The following is a 19,779-nucleotide window of genomic DNA, read 5'->3' on the forward strand; positions in this document are numbered from 1 at the left end:
TCGCCGCCAACGCCGGGCGGGGCCAGAGAGGTCTTGTTCGGCAGCATGGCTCAGCCTCCCTTGCGGCCGGCGCGGCCGAGGATTCCATTCGGAACGAAGATCATGATGACGATGAGCAAGGTGAGGGCGACCGCATCCTTCATCCCGGATGAGACGAAGACGATGGACATCGCCTCGAGGATGCCGATGACGAGGCCGCCCACCAGCGCCCCGAGCGGATTGGAAAGGCCGCCCAGGATGGCCGCCGCAAAGCCCTTCAGCGTGAGCAGCGGCCCCATCTGGTAGCCGACGCCGATGAGCGGGGCGACGAGGAGGCCCGCAAGCGCCGCCAGCAGGCCGCCCAGCGCGAAGGTGGCGGTGCGCATGGCGCGGACATTGATGCCCGTGGTCGCGGCGCCATCGGGATCGATGGAAGCCGCCATCATTGAAAGGCCTATGTGGGTGTGCCGGTAGAACAGGCGCAGCGCCAGGATCAGCGCGGCGGAGATGGCGATCACCCAGAGGGCATGCTCCCGGATGATGGCGCCGAAGACCTCGTACACCTCGTCTCCCAGCGGCGGCAGAAGGTGCTCCTCCCGTCCGAACAGATAGAGCACCCCGGCCGAGAAGGTGAAGCCGAGACCCACCGTGAGCAGCAGGAAGGATTCCTCCTGCGCGCGCCGCCCAAACAGCGCGCGGATCGGTCCGAGTTCCACGAGGATGGCGATGGCCATCCCCGTGAGCGCGCCGACCGCCACGGCCAGCCAGAGCGGAAGGCCCCACACGGCGGCGGCGAACACCGCCGTCGCCGCGCCGACCACCGCGAGCTCGCCCTGCATGGCGTTGATGACGTGGCTACCCTTGAAGATGACGGCGATGCCGAGCCCGACGAGGGCATAGACGAAGCCGTTGGTGACGCCGGCGAGCAGCGCCTGGGTGAAGAGCATCAAGGCCAAGGGTTGTCCCCCTCTTTGGGTTCAGGAGCCGGCTTTGAAAGGCAGGCGGACAAACTTGCCCTTGTCGAGCTTCGAGAAGACGTAGCTCTTCAGCGTGAGGCCGGTCATGTCCTCCTGGGAGAAGTCAAACCGGGCCATGGCGCCGTCGAAGGGCCCGCGGATCGCCTCGCACAGGGCGCCGGGCTGGGCGTCCGGCCCGACCTTGGCGAGCCCGGCCGCCACCGCGTTGAAGGCGTCCCAGGCGCTCGCCTCCATGGTCTTGGGCAGCACCCCGTATTCCTTGCGGAAGGCGTCCACAAACGCGGTCTGGCCGGGCAGAGGATCCTCCGCAACAAGGAATTCGGCGAAGACGATGTTGTCCGCCGCGTCGCCCATGGCCTTCACATACTCGTAAGTCGCGGTGCCGAGGGCTGAGAGGAGCGGCACGGTCATGCGGATCTGGCGGGCATTGCGGAAGGGCGTCGCCGAATTGCCGATGACGGCGACGGCGTCGGGGGCCGCGGCCTTCACCTTGGCGGCCTGTGTGGTCGCATCGGTCGCGCCGACCTCCCATTTCTCCACCGCCACGATCTCCACGGGGTAATCGGGGCTCACCTCGCGAATCTTCGTCATCACGATGTTGCCGTAGGCGGAATCGTGCAGCACGCCGAGCTTCTTCGCGCCCAGCGCCTTGGTCGCGACCTCGAGCAGCGCGCGGGCGTTGAGGTCCTGGGACGGGAGCATGTGGAACACGCAGCGCCGGGTCTTCTCCATGGGAACGCCAAGGCCGGTGAAGGCCATGACGGGAATCTTCGCCGGGTCGGCCACGCCGCCCACGGCGAGGGTGGAGGCTGTCAACGTCGGGCCGATGATGGCCTGCACCTTCTGCGAGAAGATCAGGTTGTTCGCTTTGGTGACCGCCACATCCGGGCTAGACCCGTCGTCCTCCATGACAAGCTGGACTTGGCGGCCGTCGATGCCGCCTTTCTCGTTCACCAGCTTTACGGCCAGCTGCAGCCCGTTGCGCTGCGGGATGCCGGCGCCTGCGCCGGGTCCGGTGGTCGACAGGATGGCGCCGATGCGGATCGGCTCCGCGGCATCAACTGGCTTGCCCGTTCCAGAAAGCGCGAAGACGAGCGCGGGCACGGCCAGGACCGCCCGGCGCGACACTGATTGCTTCATGTTCTTCCTCCCAGATTTCATGATTGTTCGACACTTCAGAAACCGACGCGGTCACCTCCCTTGAGGGCGAGCATCGACCGCGCGTCGCTTGGCGTTGCGATCTCGTGGCCGAGCTCTTCCAGGATCTGGCGGACCTTCCTCACTTGCTCGGCATTGTTCGCAGCGAGCCGTCCGCGACCGATGAAGAGGCTGTCCTCCAGCCCCACCCGCACATTCCCGCCCAACATGGCCGCTTGAGTTGCGACGGGAATCTGGTGGCGGCCGGCGGCCAGCACCGACCAGACATAGTCCGCACCGAACAGCCGGTCTGCGGTGCGCTTCATGAAGAGGACGTTGTCCATCTCGGGACCGATGCCGCCCAGGATGCCGAAAATGGTCTGGACGAAGAACGGCGGCTTTACGAGGCCGCGGTCCACGAAGTGGGCGAGGTTGTAGAGGTGACCGATATCGTAGCACTCGTGCTCGAAGCGCGTGCCATGCTCCTCGCCCAGAAGCTTCAGGATCCGTTCGATGTCGCGGAACGTGTTGCGGAAGATGAAGTCATCGGTGCTCCGCAGGTAGGGCTCTTCCCAATCGAACCGCCAGTCCTTGTAGCGGTCCGCCAGCGGGTAGATGCCGAAGTTCATGGAGCCCATGTTGAGCGAGCACATTTCCGGCCGTGCCGCCAGCGGGGCGGCGAGGCGGTCCTCCACGCTCATGTTCAGGCTGCCGCCGGTGGTGATGTTCAGCACCGCATCGGTCGCCTGCTTGATGACCGGCAGGAACTGCATGAAGACTTTCGGATCCGGCGTCGGGCGGCCGTCTCGCGGATCGCGGGCGTGCAGGTGGAGGATGGCCGCGCCGGCCTCCGCGGCGGCGATGGACTGGGCCGCGATATCCTCGGGCGTGAACGGCAGGGCGGGCGACATGGTGGGGGTGTGGATGCCCCCGGTGATAGCGCAGGTGATGATGACCTTGTTGGGCCGCTTCATGCGTCTTCTCCTTGGCCGATCTTGCGCACCGCGTCCTTCAGATGGTGCACGAGGGTGGCGCGCAGCTGGTCGGCATCCCCCGCCTCCCAGCGGCGAAAACCTTCTCCGGACTTCATGCCGAGCCGGCCCTGCGCGACGAGACCGCGCAGATGGGCCGAGGGCGCGGGGTCGCGATTGAGCGCGGGGAGGATCGTCTCATGGATGGCGAGGGTCAGGTCGGTGCCTACAAGATCCGCATTCTCCAGCGGCCCGAGGACGGCAAGGCGCAGCCCGAAGCTGGACTTGACCACCGTATCCACCGTCTCGGCGTCGCAGACCCCCTCTTCAACGAGGGCGATGGCCTCCCGCCATAGCGCGTGCTGCAGCCGGTTCCCGACGAAGCCCGCCACGTCCCGACGCACATGGACCGGCTTCTTTCCTGCTGCCGCGAGGATGTCCATCGTGCGCGCGACAATGTCCGGCGCGGTGCGCTCCGTCCCGATCACCTCGACCAGCGGGACCAGGTAGGGTGGGTTCCACCAATGGGTGCCGAGCGCCCGCTCCGGCCGGGCGAGGCCGGCCATGATGTTGCCGATGGGGATGACGGAGGTGTTGGTGGCGAGAATGGCACCGACCGGGGCGTCGGCCTCGATTTCGGCGAACAGGGCGCGCTTGGCGTCGAGGTTTTCGGTCGCCGCCTCGATGACGAGGTCCGCGCCGGCAACGGCATCCGCGAGCTTCTGGCAAGGCAGAACCCGCTGTGCGGCGGCGGGGTCCTGGCCGAGCGCGGAAAGGTTGGCACCGATGCGCGAGCCCAGGGACGCCAGCGCATTGGGCATCGGATCGAACACCCGGACCTCGTGCCCCCGTGCCGCGAACACCTGGGCAATGCCATGGCCCATGAGGCCGGCGCCGACAATGGCTGTGATTGGTTTTCCGGTCATGCCCTTCTCCTCCCGCGTCCCCCGCAGGGTGCGACCCGTCCCGGCTGGATGCCGGAACGGGTCAGGTCGGGTGCTGCTCAGAGGGGGGTGCCCGCCTCGATGCGGTACGCCTGCTGGGGATCCTCGATGGCGACGAGGCGGATGATGCAACCGTCGCCCCGATCCCAGTTCCAGGGGAAGAAGGCGAAGGTCACGCGCTTGCCGGTAACGGCGTCGAGGTCGCCACCCACATTCTCGATGCCGAGAATGCCGTTGGTGAAAAGCTTGCGGTGGACCGGCTCCCACTCGGGGTGATCCTCCTTCCAGTCCCGGCCGCCGGACCATACCTTGTATTCCTCGGCGAGGTGGGGATGCAGGGGGCCGTTGCGGTGAGGGCCGATGGCTGTCGCCAGCGGGTGGTCGTTGGCCTGAGTATCGTGGCCAACCACCTTCACCCGCTTCTCGACGAACCAGTCGCCGGCCGAGGCGACGAAGCCGGGCGCGTAGCAGAAATACTCGGCATTGTCGTCGTAGAGCTTGTGCCACCCAGTGTTCACGATGACCACGTCACCCGGACGCACATGCGCCCCCGCGGCCTTTTCGAGGTCCTCATACGTGATGGGCTCCCACCTCTTCTTCGGGATCGAGACGACGATCCCGGTGCCGAAGAAATGCGGCAGGGGAACTTCATCGATGAAGGGGGTGCCTTCCACTACGTGGGCCGGCGCGTCGATATGGGTCGTGTTGTGCATCGTGGTCGTGATGCGCTGGGTCAAGACGCCCGATTTCGCCATGTAATGAATGCGATCGATCTGCACATCCTGGAAATATGGCCAGTTTGGAGACTGGAACCCAAATCGGTGGGAAAGATTATAGAATTTCAATCCCATGTCATTGTGAAGATTAGACTGGAACTCGATGCCACGGATCGTGACAGTCATTTAACGCCTCCCAGCGTCTTACCCTCGGCGAGGGCGGATCTTTTTCGTTGCTTCCGGAATATGGCGCAGGAAGGGAGTGGTCAAACAGAATGATACATGTGTATTGTAATGCGATACACGTCCATGGAGCGGGCGATGACGGAGGATGGAGCGGCCATCCGCGAGGGTGGCGGGATCCAGGTGATAGCGCGAGCGGCGGCCATCCTCCGGTCGCTGAAGAACGTGCGTTCCGGGCTAAGCCTTGCGCAGATCGCAGGCCGGGTGGGACTTCCGCGCTCGACCGTGCAGAGGATCGTCAATGCCCTGCTGGAGGAGGACCTGGTGATTTCCGCAGGTCCGGAAGGCGGCTACCGCCTCGGGCCGGAGATCCACGCGCTCTCGCGCTCGGGAAAGCTCGACATCGTCGAGCAGGTGCGTCCACATATCGTCGCGCTCTCCCAGGCGACGGGTGAGACGGTGGACTTCTCCGTGCTGCGCGGGAGCGAGGTGCTCTTCCTCGACCAGGTGACGGGAACGCACAGGCTGCGGGCGGTCTCGGCGGTCGGGGACATTTTTCCGCTGACCAATACGGCCAACGGCAAATGCTGCCTCGCCCTGCTCGAACCCGAGCGAGCGCGGGCTCTGGTTCGCAAGGAACTTCCCGGCACGAAGCGACTGGACGCCGTGCTCGCGGAAATCGCCGAGGTGCGACGGATGGGCATCGGCTTCAATCACGAGGAGCACACCGTCGGGATCAGTGCCGTGGGCATCGGCTTTCGCGATGCCGCAGGCGGAATCTATTCGATCTCCATCCCCGTTCCCACCTCACGCTTCGAACTCGTGAGAGATGATGCAATCCGTCATCTGCAGTCGCATAAGAGCCAGATCATCGAAGAGTTGGGCGCCGGTAACAAAAATTTCCGTGTGGCGTGACTTATCTTGGATCCGAATATTTGAACAATATTCGGCTGCCAAGCAGCGCTTACGCGCCGCCACCCCCGAAGCGATAGACCGGGATGCCGAGCTTGCGGGCCTTGTCGGCGAGATTGTCCTGGATGCCCGTGCCGGGGAAGATGATGACCCCGATGGGCATGACCGAGAGCATCTGGTCGTTGCGCTTGAAGGGCGCGGCCTTGGCGTGCCGTGTCCAGTCCGGCTTGAAGGCCACCTGGGGCACCTTGCGCGCATCGGCCCAGCAGGCGGCGATCCTCTCGGCACCCTTGGGTGAGCCGCCATGCAGCAGCACCATGTCGGGGTGCTTGGCGTGCACCTGGTCGAGCTTGGCCCAGATGAGCTTGTGATCGACCGCGTCACCACCGGAGAAGGCGATCTTCGGACCTGCGGGCATCAGCACCTCGGTCTCCGAGCGCCTGCGGGCGGCGAGGAAGTCCCGGCTGTCGATGAGGGCGGCGGTGAGGTGCCGATGGTTCACCAGGGATCCGGTGCGCGGGCGCCAGGCTGAGCCGGTGTGGCGCTCGAAGGCGTCGGCGGCTTCGTCGCGCATCAGCTCGAAGGCGTCGCGGCGCTCCACGAGGCTCTGCCCCTCGGCGATGAGGCGTTCCAGTTCCACCGAGCGCACCTCGCTGCCGTCCTGCTCCTGTTGGCTGCGGCGCTGGCCCTGCTCGTTGTCGTCAAGGGTGCCCGAGAGTCGGCCGGCGGCACGGTGGAAGAGATGGACGGTCGACCACAGGAGGTCGGGGAGATCCGAATCGAGGCGGGTGTCCTGGAGCGTCGCGATGAGGGCGTCGAAGATGTCGGCGATGGCACCGGTGATGCGGTCGGTCTCGGGAAGCGGCCGGGGATCAGTTTCGTCAGCTGCGGGACGGTAGCCGTAGAGTTGCAGCTCCTGCAGCAGGTGATCAGTCGGTGAGGAAGCGTGACGGGGTTCGTCGTGCTCGGTGCTCATGGGAGGCTCCGTCGGTTGGACCGCAGCCCTGCGGCCTTCATGGCGACGAAGCCGGCGGGCGGGACGGGCCTGCACCCCGCGGGAAGCGCGGGGCCGGAGCGTGAGCGGAGGATGGCGAAGGCCGGCGATTTTGTTTCGCGATGGAAAGCCGCGCAGCGGCTCCAGAAAATCGTTGGTCGCAGCCATTGCCGGGACGGCGCGACTGCTGGCCGATCGCCCTCTGGAAGGCCTGGCTGCGGGTCCTCTGTCGGCGGTGAGCTTCAGAGCGTGGCGCGAGGGGATCCCTGCTTCGTGCCACTCCAGATTACGAGCTCCGCAGCATGAAGCGGGCGACGTCTTCGGGAGCAAGCTGGCATCTGATTTCAGCTCGCATAGTGTCGACGCCAAAGGCGCGCAGATCCTCGTTGAAGTCGCCGAGCGTGGGCGAGAGCACGATGGCCTCGACTCCGGTGGAGTTCGCTCGTGCGGTGAGGCTGTCTCGCGCTTTGTTGCCGGCCGGATCGGTGTCGCGGACGACGTAGAGCCGTCGCAATCCAGATGGGAAGGCGATGGCGGCAAGGTGCGCAGCCGAGAGCGCCGCTGCCATGGGGAGGTTGGGCAGCGCCGTGCGCACGGAAAGGATGGTTTCGATGCCCTCGCCGGCGGCCATCACGTCGTCAGCGACGCCGAAGCGAACGGCGTGCTCCAGCAGGTGACCCATGGCGCGCCGGGGTGTAGCGATGGCGGCCTTGTCCGATCCATCCGGAGCGAGCCATGTCCGGTGGACGCCCATGGTCCGTCCCCTGAGATCAGTGACACCCGCGATCATGGCCGGCAGGGGTTGAGTGGGCCCCTGTGCATCGGCGCGATAATAGCAGCGGGGATGAAAGCGCAGGCTTCCGGTTTCGTGCAAAGCCGTGATGCCGCGGTTCCGCAGATACGTCTCTACGATTGTGCCCGGAATCGGCTGTGCGGCGGCGAACAGCCGCCGTGCCGAGATGACCGGATCACGCGACGAGCATGGCCGTGTGCGAGGGGGAGCTTCCTCATCTCGTGAGGTGGGTGGAAGGCGCAGAAACGCTTGAGCCTCTGCGACCACATCGCTGAGGTGGGACAGGCCCTGGCTTTCGCGGATCACGTCGAGCAGGTCGCCGTGCTCCCCCGTCGCCGCATCGGTCCACTTGCCGGCTGGGCCTTTCACGCTGTCCGACAGCCGCACGAACATGGAGCGCCCGGGCGTGTTGCGAACGTCGCCCACCTGCCAATATTGCCCCTGCCGCCGGCCTGCGGAGAGATAGTGGCGACAGACCGCCTCCGCCTGTCGGCCGAGCTGGCGACTGAGCTCATGAGCCGCATCCGCCATGGGGACGCTCCAACAGAAAGGCCCGCCGTCCGGGCCATGCGACAGGGGATCGCTGGGCTGCGGACGGCGGGCCAGGTTGCCCGGGAGGATTATTCGGCAGCGATCGGGGGAGAGATCGCTTCGGGCTCCTCACTATCGGCGAGGTCCTCCTCTTCGCCCACGGCCGTTGCGCCGTCGATCTGCGTCGTTTCTTCGCCGAGGGTGTCGCAGGGCTGGGTCCGCAGGGCTTCCGGGAGCCAGCCGCTGTCGGCAAGAAGGGTTTCGGCCTCCCGCGCCATGTCGCCCTTCTTGAGGTGGGCGATCCGCTCGGCCGCGCGTTCCCCCTTGGCCTCGGTCACGGCCAGAAGGATGCGGGCCTTGGTGACCCGGCCGAGGAAGGTGTCCACGGTCGGCTTCCACCCGGCCGCCGCCATGTCGAGCGACACCGCCTGCGCCAGCCGGTCGGCATGGGCAAAGGCGCGCGGACGGCGGTTCCAGGCCTCGTGCACGGCATTGACCGAGAGGCTCACCACATGGGCGAACAGGGCGGCTCGGCTATCGTGATCCCAGCCACCCAGGGTGTCCCAGAGCGCGACGGGCTCCTTGGGCAGCGCCTTGGCCCAGCTCTCGTGACGGACGCGGATGGCCTCGGCCGAGACGCTGTCGTTGAGGCCCGGTGCCTGGGCGTTGAAGGACACGCACTTGAGATCGAGCTCAAGGCAGCTGTCCGAGCCGTAGGCATAGAAGGCCTTCAGCGTTAGGGCGTGGACCGCTGCAAGGAAGGCGACGTCGGGTTGCTCGCCGAGCGCATGGCGCAAGCCGAGCGTCCGATGGGTGGTCAGCTCCGTGAGCAGCCGGTCGGAGATCGGCGTGAGGCCGTCTTCTTCTTCGGGATCGGCAACAGCATCGGGCGCGACGACCTCCTGTCGCGGTGCCGACGGCGCGCCGGTGGCATTCTCGGTCTCGGAAGCGTCATGCTCTTCTTCGACCAGCACTTCATCCTCCGAGCGGACATAGCCCCGCTCCACCCGGAGCTTTCCATCCTGTGCGATGCTGATGAATGCGCCGGCACTACCGACCTCGGCCGGATCGAACACGACGGGAGGCGTCTCGAAGGCCTCCAGCATCGCCTCGAGTTCGCCAAGGCGGGCGTCGATCTCTTCGGGAAGCTCGTCGGCATCGGCATATTCTTCGGAGAGGCGATCGTATTCCGCCTGAGCGGTCGCCCGCGCAGCCTCCTCCTCCTCGGTCAGCGGCGTGGGCTCGCCACGCAGCTGGCGCAGGCCGTAGTTGTGGCCATAAGCGAAGTCCGGCGCCACCTCGATCCACTTCCAGCCTTCGCTCCGGATCGCGTCGGCCTCGGCGGCGAGCTTCTCCGCCACCATCCGGTCGACGAGAGTCACGTCCTGCAGCCAGCCGCCGTCGTCGCCCTGGAACAGGTCGCGCAGCACCATGCCGCCGGCCGTCTCATAGGCCTCGATGCCGATGAACCGGGCCCGCTTGTCAGATGCCCGGACCGCGCCTTCCGTCAGCATGCGCCGGATGGCGTAGGGCTGCTTATCGTAGGCCTGGGCGAGACGCTCCAGCACCTGCTCCTGCCGCTCATGGTCACCAGAGACGGTGAAGGCCATGAGCTGGTCGAGGGTGAGGCCATCCTCGGCGTAGGTGTCGAGGAGCTTCGACGAAAGGGACGCAAGCTTCAGCCGCTGCTTCACCACCGCGACCGAGACAAAGAAGACGGCGGCGATCTCTTCCTCCGACTGGCCCTTCTCCCGCAGGGCGAGGAAGGCGCGGAACTGGTCAAGGGGGTGCAGCGGCGCGCGCTGAACATTCTCGGCGAGGGAATCTTCCTCGGCGATGCCGCCCTCGCGCACGATGCAGGGCACGGGCGCGGTCCTGGCGAGGCGCTTGCGCTTCACCAGCAGCTCCAGCGCCCGGAAGCGCCGGCCGCCGGCCGGGATCTCATACATGCCGGTCTCGACGCCACCGGCATCGACCACGGCGCGGACATTGAGGCTCTGGAGAAGCCCGCGTCGGGCGATGTCCTCGGCGAGCTCCTCGATGGAGACGCCGGCCTTCACCCGACGGACGTTGGACTGGCTGAGCAGCAGTTTATTGAAGGGGATGTCCCGCGAGGACGAAAGGGTGATCTTCTGAACAGCCGTGGCCATGGGATGCGTCTCCGCGACGGGCGGCCGGAGAATTTTTCTCTGACCTCCAACCCGTCACGAAGCACGGCGCCGCCCTCTTCCTCTAAGGGCAGCGCCGCAGAACCGACGATCCGGAAAGCCGGAACAACGTGGAGCCGGAGACGCTACAATGCGCATTTCCGGCATTGCGAATCTCAGGCGGCGTGGTCGAGGAGCTTCTTCGCCCTCGCCTCCAGATCGAGGCGCGCGTCCTGGTGCGGCTTGTCCCGCGCCACCGCTGTGATCCCCTGCACGAAGTCGAAGATGCTCTCCGGTTTGCGGCCTTCCTCGGCGAGCACTGTGTCGATCACCTTCTGCGTCTCGGCCTTGGAAAATCCCTTGCGGCGGAGGAACTCAGCGCGGTCCTCGTCGGTGCGCGCCACGATGCGCTCTCGCGCCGCCCTGATGCCGTTGACGAAGGGCATGGGCGAGGAATTGGTAAATCGTTCCAAAGCGGGTGCCGCCTGATGGGCGAAGCGGGAGGCGGCATACTTCGAGTGGCGGATGGTGATCTCCTCGAATTCCTCGACACCCCACAGGTTGCGGTTCTGGCAGACCGCCCGAAGATAGAAGCTGGCAATGCCGAGCGTCTTGGCGCCCACCTCGGAGTTCCAGCAATAGAAGCCGCGGAAGAACAGGTCAGGGGAGCCATCCGGGAGGCGGCCGACCTCGATGGGATTTAGGTCGTCCACCAGGAACAGGAAGACGTCCCGGTCCGAGGCATAGAGCGTCGTCGTGTCCTTGGTGATGTCGACGTTGGGATTGTAGATGCCGGTCGACCAGTCGAGCACGCCCGGCACCTTCCAGCGGGTGTCCCCGGTGCCGTTGCCGGCGATGCGACGCACGGCGTCGACCAGTTCGTGGTCGTAGATGCGGCCGTAGTCGGGACCGGTGACAGCCCGGAGCTCGACGCGGCCGTCCTCCACCTCCAGTGTCTTCACCTGCTCTGCACGGTGCGTCAGTAACCCGTGCTGCAGATTGATGCCGGCCAGCGGCGCCGAGAGCTGGCGCAGATAGGAAGCCGGCGCCCCTATGAGGCTCGCAAGCTGGCCGAAGCTCCAGTGGGTGGGGGCAACAGGAGCCGCAGCCCCCGGCAACGCGAGTGTCAGCCGGTCCGGCATGTCGCGGCTCGCCTCGACGCGGATGGCCGCACTCTCCACGGTCCGCGTCCGGCTCCGGTCGGACCGACCGCGCACCGCGCCGTACAGCTCAGACAGGGACAGATAGCGCTCGTCCGCTGGACGCGAGAACCACTCAGACGACACGCGGCCGATCACTCCGCCGCGGCTCGCATCCACCCTGTACCCGCCCGCCGCATCGCGGTGTCCTTCAATAACCTGAACCTCGGTCATGGGGCCAAACTCCATGACGGGCGCCGGAAGTCTCTCTCCCGGTCTTCAACCCGTCGCGGACATCCGGTCCAACCTCTCACTCTCGGTGGGCGACAGGACCTCCCGCATGCGGGAGAGATGGTCTGCCGAACAGCCGCACCGCCTTTCCGTGCTTTCGCTTTGCCCGTCGGGCAGGGAGATCGCCTACTCTGGAGCGCGCCACCGCTTTCCCTGCCGCGCTTACCGCCTGCTTACCGAAATGGCAGATCTGTTGCCGGTAAGCAGAAAGCGCCCCGAAGGGCACTTGCTAACTATCAGATTTTATTGAGAAAATTTGGAGCGGGCGAAGGGATTCGAACCCTCGACCCCAACCTTGGCAAGGTTGTGCTCTACCCCTGAGCTACACCCGCATCCATTTGCCGGCGGCGCAGTGCGTCGCGGCAGGTGCGTGTCTATGCCAAAAGCCGGTGGGGATTGCAACTGCCTTTGCAAAAATCCCTGCGCGGCGCGGTGCGGGAGCGGTGGAAAAGGCCCGGCGGGGTGGCGGTGGTGGAGCTGTCAGGCCGCATGGATGCAGGAAAAAGGCGCCGTCGTGCGCCGCCTGGGCAGCTGTGGACATCTGTCCGCTGCGGCGGCGGGCGCAGAAGGCCTGGCCCCGGCAGAAAGCCGTCCCTCAGGCAGACCCTGGCCTGCCGGGGGGAGAAGCGGCCCCGCACGGGGGCCGCAGGCGCCGTGACGGTGCGGATTACTTCTTCAGGGCGGCGAGCACCTTGTCGGTGCCCGAGAGGGGCAGCTTCACCGTCACGTCGCGCCCGTCGCGGGTGGTGAAGGTGACGGCGGCTTCCTTGCTGGCGGCCAGCTCGGTGGCGAAGGCGGCATCATAGGGCATGGAGGCCTCGCAGGAGCGCGCATCGCACGCCACATAGGGCGCGCGGCGGGTCTTGCCGCCCAGGGTGATGGCCAGTCCGTCCTTCAGAAGCAGGCCCGTGGGGGTCTGCAGCGACAGGGTGGGCACGCCCTTGGCATCCTTGCCGAGGATCCACACCAGCAGCACCTGGTTCCGTTCCTTGTCGGTCACCCGCATGGTGGCCCAGCAGGTCTTGGCCGGGGTCTTGGCGCCGGCGGGCGTGGTTTCCTGGCAGGTCAGCACCCAATTGTCGAACGGGGTGGTTTCCGTGCGCACCGGGCCGGCGGGCGCCTGCGCGGCCGGCTGGCCGGCGGCCGGGGCGGGCGCCTGTGCGACGGCCGGGGCGGCGGCAAGGCCGAGGATGAGCCCGGCGGCAAGGCCGGCGACAAGAAGACGGCACTGGAACATTGCAATTCCCCCATGGCTCTCGGGGCCGGACATGCGGCGCCCTGCGGCGGCCTTCGGCGCATCCCGGCCGCAACCGGACGGCCCGGGTTGAAACAACCTGAGCGATCCGGCTCTAGAGGGGCTTTCCCCTGCGCGCAAGGGTTCTGCGCACCTTGGGCGCTGCGCGGGTTCAGCCCGCCCGGCTCAGGCGGTGTGGATGGGGTCGATCCACTTCACCGCTTCCGGCTTCTCCACCGGCGCGATGTCGAGGTTCACCACCACCGGGTCCTGGCCGGAGCGCACCAGCACGCATTCCAGCGTCTCGTCGGCCGAGGCGTTGATCTCCTGGTGGGGCACGAAGGGCGGCACGAAGATGAAGTCGCCGGGCCCGGCCTCCGCCACAAATTCGAGGCTCTCGCCCCAGCGCATGCGCGCCCGGCCCTTCACCACATAGATGATGCTTTCCAGGTCGCCGTGGTGGTGGGCGCCGGTCTTGGCATCGGGGTGGATGTGCACCGTGCCGGCCCAGATCTTCTGCGCGCCGGCGCGGGCGGCGGTGATGGCGGCGGCGCGGTTCATGCCCGGGGTCTGGGCGGTGTTGGGATCGAGGCTGTCGCCGGGGATCACCTTCACGCCGTGGGTGCGCCAGTCCGGCGCCGGGTGGGGGTGGTGCGAGCGGTCATCGTCCATGGCGCGCCTCCTGGTGCGGTGCGGCTCTGCTTGCCGCGCTTCGCCCGCAACGCTAGAACGGCGCCAACTCAAGCGCACCCCTTTTCAGGAGACGGCGGCCCATGGCCCCCTATCAGTACGCCTACCACATGCACGGCATGACCAAGACCTATGCCGGCGGCAAGAAGGTGCTCGACAACGTGCACCTCTCCTTCTACCCGGACGCCAAGATCGGCGTGCTCGGCAACAACGGCGCCGGCAAGTCCACCTTGCTGCGCATCATGGCCGGCATCGACAAGGACTTCACCGGCGAGGCCCGCCCGGCCGATGGCGTGCGCGTGGGCTACCTGCCCCAGGAGCCGGCGCTCGACCCCACCAAGAATGTGCGCCAGAACGTGGAGGACGGGGTGGCCAAGCAGAAGGCCATCCTGGAGCGGTACAACGAACTCGCCATGAACTACTCGGACGAGACCGCGGACGAGATGACCCAGCTCCAGGACGAGATCGAGGCCCAGGGCCTGTGGGATCTCGACAGCAAGGTGGAGCAGGCGATGAATGCCCTCGGCTGCCCGCCCGACGACTGGGAGGTGACCCGCCTCTCCGGCGGCGAGCGCCGCCGCGTGGCCCTGTGCCGCCTGCTCTTGGAGCAGCCGGAACTGCTGCTGCTGGACGAGCCCACCAACCATCTGGACGCCGAGACGGTGAACTGGCTGGAAGGGCACCTGCGCACCTATCCCGGCGCCATCCTCATCGTCACCCACGACCGCTACTTCCTGGACAATGTGACCGGCTGGATCCTGGAGCTGGATCGCGGCCGGGGCATTCCCTATGAGGGCAATTATTCCTCCTGGCTCGGCCAGAAGCAGAAGCGCCTGCAGCAGGAAGGCCGCGAGGACGAGGCCCGCCAGCGCGCGCTCGCCCGCGAGCAGGAATGGATCGGCGCCTCCCCGAAGGCCCGCCAGGCCAAGAACAAGGCCCGCATCCAGCGCTATGAGGACCTGCTGCAGCGGGCCTCGGAGCGCCAGCCCTCCGCCACCCAGATCGTCATTCCCGTGGCCGAGCGGCTGGGGCAGAACGTCATCGCCTTCGACCATCTGAGCAAGTCGTTCGGCGACAAGATGCTCATCGACGACCTCTCCTTCAAGCTGCCGCCCGGCGGCATCGTGGGCGTCATCGGGCCGAACGGCGCGGGCAAGACCACCTTGTTCCGCATGATCACGGGCCAGGAGAAGCCGGACGGCGGCACCATCTCCGTGGGCGATTCGGTCAAGCTCGGCTATGTGGACCAGAGCCGCGACGCGCTGGACGACAAGAAGACCGTGTGGGAGGAAATCTCCGACGGCAACGAGGTGATCTACGTCGGCAAGAAGGAAATCCCCTCGCGCGCCTATTGCGCGGCCTTCAACTTCAAGGGCGGCGACCAGCAGAAGAAGGTGGGCATGCTCTCCGGCGGCGAGCGCAACCGCGTCCACCTCGCCAAGGTGCTGCAGCGCGGCGGCAACGTGCTGCTGCTGGACGAGCCCACCAACGACCTCGACGTGGACACCCTGCGCGCGCTTGAAGAGGCGCTGGAGGACTACGCCGGCTGCGCCGTCATCATCTCCCACGACCGCTTCTTCCTGGACCGCATCGCCACCCACATGCTGGCCTTCGAGGGCGACAGCCACGTGGAATGGTTCGAGGGCAACTTCGCGGACTATGAGGAAGACAAGAAGCGCCGGCTGGGGACGGATTCGGTGATCCCGAAGCGGATTCAGTACAAGAAGTTTTCGCGGTAGGTCACAGGTGGGAGGGGAAGGTGTTCAGCTTTGGCTGCACACCTTCCGAATACCTGGGGTCAGCTGCGCGTCGTCTGCGCCGTATTCCCGATGGGCGGCCTGAATATGCATGTGGCTTGCCGGGGCTCACGGGCTGCGGCGATCATCGCCTTGCGGTCCTGATCGCGCAGCACGGCGTCAGCGAAAGACAGCCCCACTGCGGCGCCGTGAGGCGGCCTTCGGTTCGCGCTGAGCGTCCAGGTCCACGCGTCCAGGTCCACGCGTCCAGGTCCACGCGTCCAGGTCCATCCGGCACTCGGTATCGGCCGGCATTCCAGGCTCTGTGCGGGACGTTGCGGTGGCGGGCTCCGCGCCCGCTCACAGTTCGATATAGATGAACCGGTCGCCCTTGCGGGCCGGGTAGTTGGCGCGCAGGGCGCCGGCGATCTTGCCTACCAGGGTCTTGTCGCCCGCCGCCGAGGGGCCGACGAAGTCGGTGCCGGCCATCCAGGTTTCGAAGAAGCAGTGCAGGCCTTCGTCATAGTCGGCGCCGGTGGGGTTGGCGGACTTGTCGGCGAGGGAGGCGATGCCGTCCGCGCTCACTTCCAGCCGCCAGTCGCGGTCGTCCACCACCGAGCCGATGAGCATCGCGAGGTCCGCATCGGTCCACGCACCCTTGAGATCCAGCGCCATTGTCGCGTTTCCTACCCGCTGTTCCATCCGGGAAGGACGTAGCAAGAAGCGGTCCATGGCGGGGCCGGCCCGCGGGCGCGGCGCCTTGCGCAGCACACCCGCGGGAAGGGCGATGGCGCGATCAGCTGCGGACGGGGCGGTCGCCGCGCTTCACGGCTTCCTCGTGATACCAGCTCGATCCCATCTCGGCCCGGGCGGCACCCATGGCCGCCAGTTCGGCCGCGAATTTCGCCTCGTTGCTGAGCATGGCGCTATTCGCGCCACCCTTCACCGGGAACGTATAGATTTTCGCTGTCTCGCGCTTCAGCTGCTGCGTCATTGCTCAGACTCCGTCCGATGAGCCTCCAAGGCACCATCCATTGCAACGTTCATAGCAGAAAATAGATAAGCACAATACATCTAATGCCTAAAAAATTAGTTGTATGCTCAATTTTTATGCACTTATAAATTTGCACCAGAGCGCAGCTTTATTTACGCGCTGGGTGCATAGCGTCATCGCGTCTTTCGCAACGCAGCGAGCGCCTGCGAATCCATCGCTCCTGCTGCCGATTTGTTCCATCCGGGCCGCCAAAGCCGCGCGCGGCGGGGCGCAAGCCGATGGGGCTGCTCATGAACTAGTCGCGCCGCCCAAGCTGAGGGCCGAAAGGTGCCGCCAAGCTGGGCAGAAGGGCCGGCGGCGCGGCGCGCGGCCCATGGTGGCGCGGGGGCTTGGGGTTTGGCACGCAAAATGCAAAGCCACCTACGGTCCAAGCGGGGCCGGGGGGTTCTTTGCGGCCGGGCGCTCAATCACGAGTACCAAAACCTCACGTCATCGGCTTATGAGAGAGAGCAATGCCAAAGTTCAAACTCGAGTATATCTGGCTTGACGGCTATACGCCGGTTCCCAACCTGCGTGGCAAGACGCAGATCAAGGAATATGACGTGTTCCCGAGCCTTGAGGAGCTGCCGCTGTGGGGCTTCGACGGGTCTTCGACCATGCAGGCCGAGGGCCGCAGCTCGGATTGCGTGCTGAAGCCGGTCGCCATCTATCCCGACCCGGCCCGCGCCAACGGCGCCCTGGTGATGTGCGAAGTGATGATGCCCGATGGCGTCACCCCGCACCCCACCAACAAGCGCGCCACCATCCTGGATGACGCCGGCGCCTGGTTCGGCTTCGAGCAGGAATACTTCTTCTACAAGAACGGCCGCCCCCTCGGCTTCCCCGAGGCCGGCTATCCCGCGCCGCAGGGCCCGTATTACACCGGCGTCGGCTTCAAGAACGTGGGCGATGTCGCCCGCCAGATCGTCGAGGAACACCTCGACCTGTGCCTCGCCGCCGGCATCAACCACGAGGGCATCAACGCGGAAGTCGCGAAGGGCCAGTGGGAATTCCAGGTGTTCGGCAAGGGCTCCAAGAAGGCCGCCGACGAAGTGTGGATGGCCCGCTACCTGCTTCTGCGCCTGACCGAGAAGTATGGCGTGGACATCGAGTTCCACTGCAAGCCGCTGGGCGACACCGACTGGAACGGCTCCGGCATGCACGCCAATTTCTCCACCTCCTACATGCGCGAAGTGGGCGGCAAGGCCTATTTCGAGGCGCTGATGGCGGCGTTCGAGGCCAACCTCGACGACCACATCGCCGTCTATGGCCCCGACAACCACATGCGCCTCACCGGCAAGCATGAAACCGCGCCGTGGAACAAGTTCTCCTATGGCGTGGCGGATCGTGGCGCGTCCATCCGCGTGCCCCACTCCTTCGTCAAGAACGATTACAAGGGCTATCTTGAGGATCGCCGCCCCAATTCCATGGGCGACCCCTACCAGATCGCCTCCCAGATCCTGAAGACCATCGCCTCCGTGCCGACCGACGTCTCGGCCGCCGCCTGACCAGACGACGCCACGGCGCACCGCTGCGCGCCGTGGCGTCTGCCCTTGCAGCCCGCCTGCCTGTTTGCCTGCCCTGGCCCCGTGCCGGTCGTGCCGGTCGTGCCGCCTGCCGTCCGCCCCGCGCCTCCCGTCTCGCCCCCCGCCATGCCTGGACGATCCCGCCGTCCGCCCGCGTGCCGCCCCCCGCGGCCGGTGCGCCGCGCCTGCGGCTGGTATAGGATTCGCCCATCGCCGCCCCGGGGACCGTTGCCGATGCCCGCCGACTGGAATGCCCGCCAATATCTGAAGTTCGAGGACGAGCGGACCCGCCCCGCGCGGGATCTCCTGGCCCAGGTGCCGCTGGCCGATGCCGCCTTCGTGGTGGATCTCGGCTGCGGCCCCGGCAACTCCACCCAGCTTCTGGCGGAACGCTTTCCCGGCGCCCGGCTCATGGGGCTGGACACCTCCCCCGCCATGCTGGAGGCCGCCCGCGCCCGCCTGCCGAACGCGCGCTTCGCCCTGGCGGATGCCGGCACCCTTGCCCTGGACGCGCCGGCCGACCTCATCTTCGCCAATGCCGTGCTGCAATGGGTGCCCGACCACGCGGCGCTGCTGCCGCGCCTCATGGGCCTGCTGGCCCCCGGCGGCGTGCTGGCGGTGCAGATGCCCGACAATCTGGAGGAGCCTTCCCACACCGCCATGCGCGAAACCGCCATGGCCGGCCCCTGGGCCGACCGGCTGGACGAGGCCTCCCGCGCCCGCACCGTGCTGCCGCCCCCGGGGGTCTATTACGACATGCTGGTGCCTTATGCGACGCGGGTGGACATCTGGCACACCATCTACAACCACCCGCTCGATGGGGTCGGCGCCATCGTGGAATGGCTGAAGGGCACCGGCCTGCGCCCCTTCATCGAGCCGCTGGAAGGGGACGAGCGGGTGGCCTTCCTGGAAGACTATGCGGCGCGGCTCGCCCCCTCCTATCCCGAGCGGGCAGGGGGCAAGGTGCTGCTGGCCTTTCCCCGCCTGTTCATGGTGGCGGTGAAGAAGTGAGGCGCGCGCAGCCTCACCAGCCGGGCAGCACCGCCCCCTTGAAGGTGTCGAGGATGAAGGCCTTCACCTGCGGGGAATTGTAGGTTTCCACCAGCGTCTTCACCCAGGGCTTGTCCACGTCTGCAGTGCGAATGGCGATGACGTTCACATAAGGCCCCTTGGGGTCCTCGCGCAAAATGGGGTCCTTCACCGGGTCGAGGCCGGCTTCCTTGGCATAATTGGTGTTGATGCCCGCCGCCGCCACGTCCGGCAGGGAGCGGGGCAACTGGGCGGCGTCGATCTCCACGAACTTGAGCTTCTTCGGGTTGGCCACCACGTCCACCACCGAGGCCTTCACCCCCACCCCGTCGCGCAGCTTGATGATGCCCTTGTCGGCGAGCAGGAGCAGCACGCGTCCGCCATTGGTGGGATCGTTCGGTATAGCGATCGTCGCGCCGGCGGGAATTTCGGCGAAGCTCTTGAACGTCTTCGAATAGATGCCGATGGGAAAATTCACGGTGTAGGCCACGGCCGAGAGCTTGTAGCCCCGGTCCGCCACCTGGTTGTCCAGATAGGGCCGGTGCTGGAACGAATTGGCCTCGATCTCGCCGGAGGCGAGGGCGGCGTTGGGCACCACATAATCGGAAAACTCGATCACCTTGATATCAAGGCCGTTTTTTGCCGCCAGCGCCTTCACCTCCTCCATGATCTGGGCGTGCGGGCCGGGGGTGACGGCGACCTTGATGGTCTCGGCGGCCAAAGCGCCCGGCAGGGCGGCGGCAAGGGCGGCGGCGAGGGCGGCGGCGAGCGCCAGCCTCAAGGCGTGGGTCTTCATGGCAGGTCTCCTTGAAGCGGA

The 19,779-nt window shown here is 66.5% G+C and carries 18 protein-coding genes and 1 tRNA gene; 4 read left to right on the forward strand and 15 right to left on the reverse strand.

From position 1 onward, the window contains the following. Positions 1 to 50 precede the first annotated feature (50 nt). The 5 genes from ACI7BZ_RS07335 to ACI7BZ_RS07355 form a co-directional block, all read right to left on the reverse strand. Positions 51 to 926: a branched-chain amino acid ABC transporter permease gene (locus ACI7BZ_RS07335; protein WP_414119111.1), complete on the reverse strand. Its 876-nt coding sequence runs from the start codon at positions 924 to 926 to the stop codon at positions 51 to 53. A gap of 30 nt (positions 927 to 956) precedes the next feature. Beyond that, positions 957 to 2,096 carry an ABC transporter substrate-binding protein gene (locus ACI7BZ_RS07340; RefSeq protein WP_414116498.1) on the reverse strand — a complete coding sequence of 380 codons (1,140 nt, stop codon included), beginning with the start codon at positions 2,094 to 2,096 and terminating at the stop codon, positions 957 to 959. 35 nt (positions 2,097 to 2,131) lie between these two features. Next, positions 2,132 to 3,067, reverse strand: a complete 936-nt coding sequence (kce, locus tag ACI7BZ_RS07345; protein WP_414116499.1) for a 3,5-dioxohexanoate:acetyl-CoA acetone transferase — start codon at positions 3,065 to 3,067, stop codon at positions 2,132 to 2,134. Further along, positions 3,064 to 3,990: a 3-hydroxyacyl-CoA dehydrogenase family protein gene (locus ACI7BZ_RS07350; protein ID WP_414116500.1), complete on the reverse strand. Its 927-nt coding sequence runs from the start codon at positions 3,988 to 3,990 to the stop codon at positions 3,064 to 3,066. The genes kce and ACI7BZ_RS07350 overlap by 4 nt, the downstream gene beginning before the upstream one ends. 77 nt (positions 3,991 to 4,067) lie before the next feature. Next, positions 4,068 to 4,910, reverse strand: a complete 843-nt coding sequence (locus ACI7BZ_RS07355; protein WP_414116501.1) for a cyclase family protein — start codon at positions 4,908 to 4,910, stop codon at positions 4,068 to 4,070. A 123-nt stretch (positions 4,911 to 5,033) separates the two neighbouring features. On the opposite strand from ACI7BZ_RS07355, the gene ACI7BZ_RS07360 reads away from it, so the two are divergent. Beyond that, the gene (locus tag ACI7BZ_RS07360; RefSeq protein ID WP_414116502.1) at positions 5,034 to 5,822 is read left to right on the forward strand and encodes an IclR family transcriptional regulator; all 789 of its coding nucleotides are present in this window, start codon (positions 5,034 to 5,036) and stop codon (positions 5,820 to 5,822) included. Positions 5,823 to 5,871: 49 nt separating this feature from the next. Here ACI7BZ_RS07360 and ACI7BZ_RS07365 read toward each other — a convergent pair whose 3' ends face one another. From ACI7BZ_RS07365 to ACI7BZ_RS07395, 7 genes are all read right to left on the reverse strand, one after another. After that, the gene (locus ACI7BZ_RS07365) at positions 5,872 to 6,795 is read right to left on the reverse strand and encodes a DUF2493 domain-containing protein (RefSeq protein WP_414116503.1); all 924 of its coding nucleotides are present in this window, start codon (positions 6,793 to 6,795) and stop codon (positions 5,872 to 5,874) included. A 304-nt stretch (positions 6,796 to 7,099) separates the two neighbouring features. Then, the gene (locus ACI7BZ_RS07370; protein ID WP_414116504.1) at positions 7,100 to 8,137 is read right to left on the reverse strand and encodes a DUF7146 domain-containing protein; all 1,038 of its coding nucleotides are present in this window, start codon (positions 8,135 to 8,137) and stop codon (positions 7,100 to 7,102) included. A gap of 89 nt (positions 8,138 to 8,226) precedes the next feature. Continuing rightward, complete coding sequence (locus tag ACI7BZ_RS07375) at positions 8,227 to 10,287, reverse strand: ParB/RepB/Spo0J family partition protein (RefSeq protein ID WP_414116505.1); 2,061 nt, start codon at positions 10,285 to 10,287, stop codon at positions 8,227 to 8,229. 173 nt (positions 10,288 to 10,460) lie between these two features. After that, entirely contained in the window at positions 10,461 to 11,657 is a 1,197-nt protein-coding gene (locus tag ACI7BZ_RS07380; protein ID WP_414116506.1) for a DUF932 domain-containing protein, read from the reverse strand. 314 nt (positions 11,658 to 11,971) lie between these two features. Continuing rightward, positions 11,972 to 12,046, reverse strand: a tRNA-Gly gene (locus tag ACI7BZ_RS07385). 335 nt (positions 12,047 to 12,381) lie between these two features. Further along, positions 12,382 to 12,951: an invasion associated locus B family protein gene (locus ACI7BZ_RS07390; RefSeq protein ID WP_414116507.1), complete on the reverse strand. Its 570-nt coding sequence runs from the start codon at positions 12,949 to 12,951 to the stop codon at positions 12,382 to 12,384. Between the two features lie 183 nt (positions 12,952 to 13,134). Then, positions 13,135 to 13,620 carry a cupin domain-containing protein gene (locus tag ACI7BZ_RS07395; RefSeq protein WP_414116508.1) on the reverse strand — a complete coding sequence of 162 codons (486 nt, stop codon included), beginning with the start codon at positions 13,618 to 13,620 and terminating at the stop codon, positions 13,135 to 13,137. A gap of 101 nt (positions 13,621 to 13,721) precedes the next feature. Between ACI7BZ_RS07395 and ettA the strand changes: the two genes are divergently transcribed. Then, positions 13,722 to 15,377 carry an energy-dependent translational throttle protein EttA gene (gene ettA / locus ACI7BZ_RS07400; RefSeq protein WP_414116509.1) on the forward strand — a complete coding sequence of 552 codons (1,656 nt, stop codon included), beginning with the start codon at positions 13,722 to 13,724 and terminating at the stop codon, positions 15,375 to 15,377. Positions 15,378 to 15,734: 357 nt separating this feature from the next. On the opposite strand, the gene ACI7BZ_RS07405 is transcribed toward ettA, so the two are convergent. Then, positions 15,735 to 16,049 carry a hypothetical protein gene (locus ACI7BZ_RS07405; protein ID WP_414116510.1) on the reverse strand — a complete coding sequence of 105 codons (315 nt, stop codon included), beginning with the start codon at positions 16,047 to 16,049 and terminating at the stop codon, positions 15,735 to 15,737. 121 nt (positions 16,050 to 16,170) lie between these two features. Beyond that, entirely contained in the window at positions 16,171 to 16,368 is a 198-nt protein-coding gene (locus ACI7BZ_RS07410; protein ID WP_414116511.1) for a DUF2735 domain-containing protein, read from the reverse strand. A gap of 512 nt (positions 16,369 to 16,880) precedes the next feature. On the opposite strand from ACI7BZ_RS07410, the gene ACI7BZ_RS07415 reads away from it, so the two are divergent. Continuing rightward, complete coding sequence (locus tag ACI7BZ_RS07415) at positions 16,881 to 17,915, forward strand: glutamine synthetase beta-grasp domain-containing protein (protein WP_414116512.1); 1,035 nt, start codon at positions 16,881 to 16,883, stop codon at positions 17,913 to 17,915. A 252-nt stretch (positions 17,916 to 18,167) separates the two neighbouring features. After that, positions 18,168 to 18,944: a trans-aconitate 2-methyltransferase gene (gene tam / locus ACI7BZ_RS07420; protein WP_414116513.1), complete on the forward strand. Its 777-nt coding sequence runs from the start codon at positions 18,168 to 18,170 to the stop codon at positions 18,942 to 18,944. Between the two features lie 13 nt (positions 18,945 to 18,957). Here tam and ACI7BZ_RS07425 read toward each other — a convergent pair whose 3' ends face one another. Further along, positions 18,958 to 19,758, reverse strand: coding sequence for a MetQ/NlpA family ABC transporter substrate-binding protein (locus ACI7BZ_RS07425; RefSeq protein WP_414116514.1), 801 nt, complete (start codon positions 19,756 to 19,758; stop codon positions 18,958 to 18,960). Positions 19,759 to 19,779 lie beyond the last annotated feature (21 nt).

Source organism: Xanthobacter sp. AM11 (assembly GCF_047444035.1).
GTDB lineage: Bacteria > Pseudomonadota > Alphaproteobacteria > Rhizobiales > Xanthobacteraceae > Xanthobacter.